This window comes from Marinobacter sp. EhC06 (genome assembly GCF_001650915.1).
Classification (GTDB): Bacteria; Pseudomonadota; Gammaproteobacteria; order Pseudomonadales; family Oleiphilaceae; genus Marinobacter.
In genome coordinates this window covers 123,955-130,162 of record NZ_LXYO01000011.1, presented here as the reverse complement: position 1 = coordinate 130,162, position 6,208 = coordinate 123,955, and the positions used below count along the sequence as shown (strand labels likewise).

General features: G+C 48.1%; 7 protein-coding genes. 1 reads left to right on the top strand and 6 read right to left on the bottom strand.

Annotated features, from left to right (window positions below; genetic code table 11):
- Nucleotides 1-55: 55 nt before the first annotated feature.
- The 5 genes from A8B84_RS06410 to A8B84_RS06390 form a co-directional block, all read right to left on the bottom strand.
- On the bottom strand, nt 56-937 hold the full coding sequence (locus A8B84_RS06410; RefSeq protein ID WP_064227846.1) for a hypothetical protein: 882 nt from the start codon (nt 935-937) through the stop codon (nt 56-58).
- Between the two features lie 156 nt (nt 938-1,093).
- Nucleotides 1,094-1,954, bottom strand: coding sequence for a restriction endonuclease (locus tag A8B84_RS06405; protein ID WP_064227845.1), 861 nt, complete (start codon nt 1,952-1,954; stop codon nt 1,094-1,096).
- Nucleotides 1,955-1,976: 22 nt separating this feature from the next.
- Nucleotides 1,977-2,573 (bottom strand): hypothetical protein, encoded by a 597-nt coding sequence (locus A8B84_RS06400; RefSeq protein WP_064227844.1) that lies wholly within the window; start codon nt 2,571-2,573, stop codon nt 1,977-1,979.
- A gap of 95 nt (nt 2,574-2,668) precedes the next feature.
- Nucleotides 2,669-3,532, bottom strand: a complete 864-nt coding sequence (locus A8B84_RS06395; RefSeq protein ID WP_064227843.1) for a hypothetical protein — start codon at nt 3,530-3,532, stop codon at nt 2,669-2,671.
- Nucleotides 3,533-4,093: 561 nt separating this feature from the next.
- Nucleotides 4,094-4,546, bottom strand: a complete 453-nt coding sequence (locus A8B84_RS06390; RefSeq protein WP_064227842.1) for an Lrp/AsnC family transcriptional regulator — start codon at nt 4,544-4,546, stop codon at nt 4,094-4,096.
- A gap of 113 nt (nt 4,547-4,659) precedes the next feature.
- On the opposite strand from A8B84_RS06390, the gene A8B84_RS06385 reads away from it, so the two are divergent.
- On the top strand, nt 4,660-5,244 hold the full coding sequence (locus A8B84_RS06385) for a LysE family translocator (RefSeq protein ID WP_319822973.1): 585 nt from the start codon (nt 4,660-4,662) through the stop codon (nt 5,242-5,244).
- A 240-nt stretch (nt 5,245-5,484) separates the two neighbouring features.
- Here A8B84_RS06385 and A8B84_RS06380 read toward each other — a convergent pair whose 3' ends face one another.
- Nucleotides 5,485-6,201: a substrate-binding periplasmic protein gene (locus tag A8B84_RS06380; protein ID WP_064227840.1), complete on the bottom strand. Its 717-nt coding sequence runs from the start codon at nt 6,199-6,201 to the stop codon at nt 5,485-5,487.
- Between the last annotated feature and the right edge of the window lie 7 nt (nt 6,202-6,208).

Genomic DNA, 6,208 nt, shown 5'->3' with positions numbered 1-6,208 from the left:
TGTCCTCTGAAATATTCAGGCGACAACTACGCTGACACATAGGGGGAAGCGGTAATTACCAACTAAAATAAATAGTACTAAATTCTTTATCTTTCTTATTCTTCGCCCTAAGTTCTCTGGGTCTTCTAGTTGTAAAGAGAGAATCGAAATCCTCGCCGAGCCAATCCTTTAAGGATGCTTCAAAAGTCTGATTTGATAACATAGTTATATTAAACAAACCCACAAGCCTGAAACCGAAAAACTGTAACTCAAGACTGTATGGAATTCTGAAGTGGTCCACGGTTCGACTATTAATAGCTTCGATCGGAATGTACTTTATTTCGAATTCTGCCTTCAAGGAGTTATCTGTCCGAGGCAGCAAGTGCAAACCGAAAGGTTGCCCTATCGGCTCTTCCGTGAATACAGGACGCAAAACGTCCGCGCTTCCTAATGGAAATAAACCAAAAAAGTCAGACTCTCCTCTTATCCGCGAAGAGAAGAGTTGCAAGTATAAAAGTGTTTTTAAGAACCAGCGTTCTATCAAATATCCAGATACTGTGACCTCTTTGGCGCAGCGCTCCGCGTGGTGAAAATTCAAGGCTCTAACAGAAGCATTCGATAAGTTGATCAAGGATTGGAAGAAAAAACCCATCTCATCATCAATGGCAGTAAAACTGTTATTATGATGCTCACATAATAAATTCAGCGTAGTCGAATTGCCAAAAGGCCTGCGTTTGCCCTCGGGAGTTCTAAATTTGATTTCCGGGAAAATATCCAAGACGCACTGGGAAATGACATGCTCACCGGTAAGCCCACCACTGCATTCACTCAAGCTCTTTGCCACGCACTCCCTGACCATTTTGTGCTTGAACCGAGTTGCGTTTTTCTTCTTCAGCCCATCAACAGAGAACCCATCGAGCACCTTAAAATGCATCTGCTCACCTTGCTCTAAACTCATTAGATAAATCCTTTTAGCAGTGGGTGTGATCTAGCAATTGGACTGGACTTACGCCGGACCAATAGACATTCCTGACCTATCATTGGGTTTACCCCGGTCCACTAAAGTGGGGAAAGCGCAGAACGAAATTTATCAGCTGGTTAGGCTCACTCACGTTTAGATAAACAACTCACGGACAGGGATGAAAGGTCTACCTGTTTCTGCCGCACGCCGAACTTTTGCTTCCAAAACATCTACCACGGATAGCCTTCGCGTGAGCATTTCTGACAAATCAAAACCATCCATGCAGATGATCCGTTTCCCCTTACCGAAAGCCTGTAGGCCTTCACTAGAAAAACCACTGTTACTCAAGAATAGACCACGAGACCAGGACGCCTTCTGGCTCAACTTTCCTTCAAAGGTATGTAGATCTGCGGCTCCAGTCGGGGCGTTTTGCCACTTTGCTTCCAATAGGTAGGTTTCTTTATTTAACACGAAGCTGCCATCTATTTGCTCGCCGATGAGGCGAAAGGAAGCACGTGCAGAAAGCCCGTATGCGTCAAAGACATCTTTTAGGAACCTTTCAAAGGCGAATCCGCGACTCTGAGACGGCATGTCAGCCAATTCAATAAGTTCGGAGAAGATTCGCTGACTTAGATTTTCATCAATTTGAACTCGCGCTTCTTCATCCTTTGGCTGAGCAGCAGGTTCAATATTTCCTCCCAGCCTACGGATAATTTGCTTTAGTGTTTTTTCGGAAGAATTTGGAATAGGTTCGTCTGAATAGATTTCCCAACCTTCAAGAAGTCCGTTCAAAAACAGCAGAACCTGTTCATCCGTTGCTAGCCGCCAGAATGAACGTGTTCTGTGAGCTTTTGAACCCGACGCTTGGTCATAGCAGGAGTCGTAAATAGAGACGCCGACAACCTCTCTAAAAAATTCGTCGAAGGTACGATTTGAAAACCCGAGCACGTAGCCACTGGACATGCCTAGCTCACGCTCCAACTTTTGCTTTTCTATCAGACTGAGACTACTCATCTGCTTTGCCTTACGCGGTTTGTTAATTGCGGCCCACTGTGAAGTCAAATTCCTCGACGTGTTTGATTTCGTGTTCACTGTGCGTTTTGCCAGACCAAGCAAGAGAGGCTGACACAAAAAGCAAGTAAACAAATTTGTGATAGTTGTTGTAAAAATCCATCAATCCGATTCTATCGCCACCTGCTCTACGGTAATCAGCATGCGATGTATTATTGCGCAGATCGCGAAAATCCCGGCCGAACTCTAAAGGAACAGTTTCCTGGTAGTATGAAAGATCATTTTCCCAATCGGGAGCATACCCCTTCTCAATAGCGACCCTGCGATTCCTCATAAGCTTCTCTGCTTCAGCTGTGAACAAGAAATCCAGTTTCTGGTGCTCAATCTTTCTGGTGTCTTTGAAATCACGCTTAAAGCAGCCAACGTAAAATTCATAGAGCCTTGAGAGAAACTCAGAATAAGCGTTATAGCTATTAAGCTTAATTTCTGTACCTGTATTACCCATGATGTTGGTACCAGCGAAGAACACGAATTTCTCAAACGCTTTTTCACACATAACAAACTCGTGAAATAGAACGCTCACCAGGTTCTTATCTACGTCGTCACCATATTCAAACTTCAAGCGATAGTTCCTTTGAGCAATTAAGGACGCCAGCATGCGCGGCTTTGTAGTCGAGGCGAAGCCGCATCGAAGAAGGTTCGCCGTGCCTGGCCTTGTTAAGCATCCGGTACTCGGATTACGTCTTCAAATTCCATTGGGAATCTCTCAAGGACTTCAGGCAATTGATCAGTAAAGAAAAAACGCTTTCTGAAAAACTCAAAATCATCCTCCGGCTTAGACAACTGCTCTTTTACTTTGGAGCGAGCGTACTTTATACCTCGACTTTTAATTTCTGGATTCTGGAGAAATCGACTGACCAAAAATTCTATCCGTTCTCGCTTGCCTTTCCCTCTACAGAATTTCCAATAGTAACTTCGGAAACCAGCTTCGAATAAGGCCCGAGCCCCAATGAATCCGAATCTCGGCTCATTATCACCGATGCCTTTATTCAAAGCGTCCATCGCTACGTCGCCATCCTTAGCCTCAAAAAGAGCGGAGTAAAAATCACGAAAGCGGTTCTCTAGATCCCCTGCTTTCACCTCCTCCTTCACGCCGATGACGCCAAAAAATGGCGCCCCATCCATTTGAGTGGCGGAGCCAATCAAGTTCGCTCCACCACACGCGCCGACTACAATTAGGGCATTCAGCCGACTGGCAAAATTTATTTTGATGAGTTCATTCCTAAATCGGTTCCAAGGCAAATGGCTGCCGTCGGCAAGCATCAAGCCATCTTCATCTCCATGACATTCTATATGGATTATTGGAACGATATTTTCTTTCGGGATTCTTTGGGAAATTGTCCGAAGACAGTTGATGAAGGAGTCTGCATCCTCAACCGAGAAAAACTCAGCTGATAGATTCTCGTCGTATGAATCCAGATGCATTAGCCGATCCTCAAAAAGCCGCGACCCAGTTTTGAGCTCACCCTCAGTCAGGGACTCAATGACGATCACTTTGTTCAAAAGCCCTGTGACTTTCATATTCGTCCTGATGGCTTAACAGCAATGAGGCAGCGCGCTTTATCATTGCGGAAATTTGTATGCGTCATTATTACTGACTTTGAACCATCAATCGCACTGCACATACATACATACATAAAACAATAGCTTAGCCGAGCATAGTCATCTCTGCCATGTAATCATTCAGCGTCTGCAATTTGCTCCGCCAATCATACTGGGCGAAATGGCTGTGATTAGCTCGGAGGCTCTGGAGAAAGGCCCTGATTCGAATGTTCGCTTTTGTTTAGCCGAGTCTAAAGAGTGCCCTGGTCACAAAGAGGACATTTAGCAGGTCTTATATCGAATAGGAGATGTCTAATTTATTGGCTGTTGGATCTCGTGAGTCACTTGGGCTTTGAAGGTAGAGTATCCAGCCAACTCCCACCCTCCTAATCCAGCAGATTTTGCCGCTAGCAGCGCGAGCACAACTGCTAGCCGCGATTCATCACTTCTTGCTCAAGGTACGTTTTGCAAGGTCGTACCTGAACCCAGTCCGTCTCAAAGGGGTTACCTGAACCCAAACGGCATTCAGAGGTCGGAGCCTCAAGCACGCTCATCTTTGGGTGACCCCATCACTAGATACGTCGTAAGGGCACTGACATGGGGGTGGGTACCCAAGATGTCGGTATGAAAATGCTTATAACCGGCAAGGTCCCTGCACTCGATTCTCAGCAGATATTCAAATGCGCCGGCCACGTTGTGGCATTCAACTACTTCCTCGGCATCCTGCATTGCATGCTCGAAGCTCTCAAGCGCCGCTTTGGTATGCGATGAAAGGGAAACACTGACGTATGCGGCAAAACCGCGATCCATGCGCTCCCGATCGGTGACAACACGATAGCCCCGGATTACGCCCGTTCGTTCAAGTTCCTGGACACGTCGCAAGCAGGTCGAAGGTGACAAATTGACCCGTTCAGCAAGCTCGACGTTGCTGATTCTTCCGTCACGCTTGAGCTCCTGCAATATTCGCCGAGAGGCGCCATCTATGCTGATCATTTATTGCATCTACTCTATTGGAATGGATTATTTAGATCATTAATTTCACACCAACATCAATATAATTTCAAAAAATGAGTCGTTATTGGAGTGTATTCGCCATGAGTCTTTCTGTGCTGGCTGCCCTTTTTGGTTTTGCCTTTGTGACCACGGCAACGCCGGGGCCGAACAATCTGATGCTCCTTGCGTCCGGCGCCAACTTTGGGTTCCTCAGAACGATCCCGCACATGGTTGGCATTGTGGTCGGGCTGACCGCGTTAACACTACTCGCCGGTGTCGGATTGATGGCTTTATTCGAGTCCTTTCCTGTCTTGCGCACCATACTTGAGGTTCTTTGTGTTGGTTACCTGCTCTGGCTTGCCTGGAAGGTGGCCACTGCGGCGCCTTTGAAAAAGACTGTCGCTTCCGGCCAGCCCATGACATTTTTGCAGGCCGCAGCATTCCAGTGGGTGAATCCGAAAGCGTGGGCGATGAGCCTGTCAGCCATCACCATTTACGCTCCGGACCGGTCACTGCCATCGGTGATGCTGGTGGCCTCAGCGTTTGCCATCGTCTGCTTTCCGGCAATTTCAGTTTGGGCCTGGCTGGGAACCGTCGTCCGCCAATGGTTATCGAGCCAACGGCGCCGGCAAGTCTTCAACATCACTATGGCAACTTTGCTCGTCGGTTCGCTTTATCCTGTATTGGGGAGTCTTTGAGCCTGCAGGTATTTCGGGCTTCTATGCTTTGGGCCAGTACGGGGATGCTGCCGGCAATCGACGACTAATGGATTTCAACTTCAGGTGTGGTTGCTACCACTCACCGCTCCTCTCCACGGCCTGTCGTGAAATCCTCTGAAGTGCCCTGGATGCGGCTAGATAGCAAAGCGGACATCCTTGTACGCTGCGCGGAAGACCGAATGCATGCCTGGCGCATGGACAAACCAACCGTCAATCTCTTCAACGATCCGGCCGCGGCAATTTGGGTAGCAGGGCCTCCACGTCAATCGTGTAGGTAGAGAAAAAAGCTTCCGCCGCTTCAATTAGAGCAGTCTCGTTTTCAAGTATCCCAAGATAGACCGGCCACTCAGCGTCTATCAGTTCCGTGCTGTAAAGCTCCGGATCGACGCTCCCCAGCTGTGCAAGAAACCGGAACTCCGTTTCGTTCATGACGATGTAATCGCACCGTTTGTGCAGAAACATTTGCAGCATCTGCTGGGCATTGTAGCCGTCATGGCGCACCAGATGGCTCCCGATCCGCGCCTCAAGTCGATCACTGTAGACAAACCATCTGCGAAGACAGATACCTCCCTCGAGGTCATCGAAGGAGTCCGGTTGCCGGCCAGGTTGCGCAAACACACGGTCACGCCAGGTCAACAGCGGCCCTACGGCGTGCATTCGTTCGGGCAAAGGCATCCATAACGGGTTGGCGAAAACCGCGTTGGCTAGTCCTCGTTCCAGGGCCCAGGCCTGGCGTTTGCGCGCCATCGGGAGGAAATCGGCTTCGATACCGGTCTGTATAGTGAATTCATTGATCACCTCGACCAGAATGCCCTCGTTGAGATTATTGCCGTAATAAAACGGCAGAAAGCTCTCGTCCGAACCCATAATCTTGAGCGTTTGGGAAGACGCTGGGAGGAGCCAGAACGCCATGATGATAAACAGGACTGCTCTCATTCGGTTC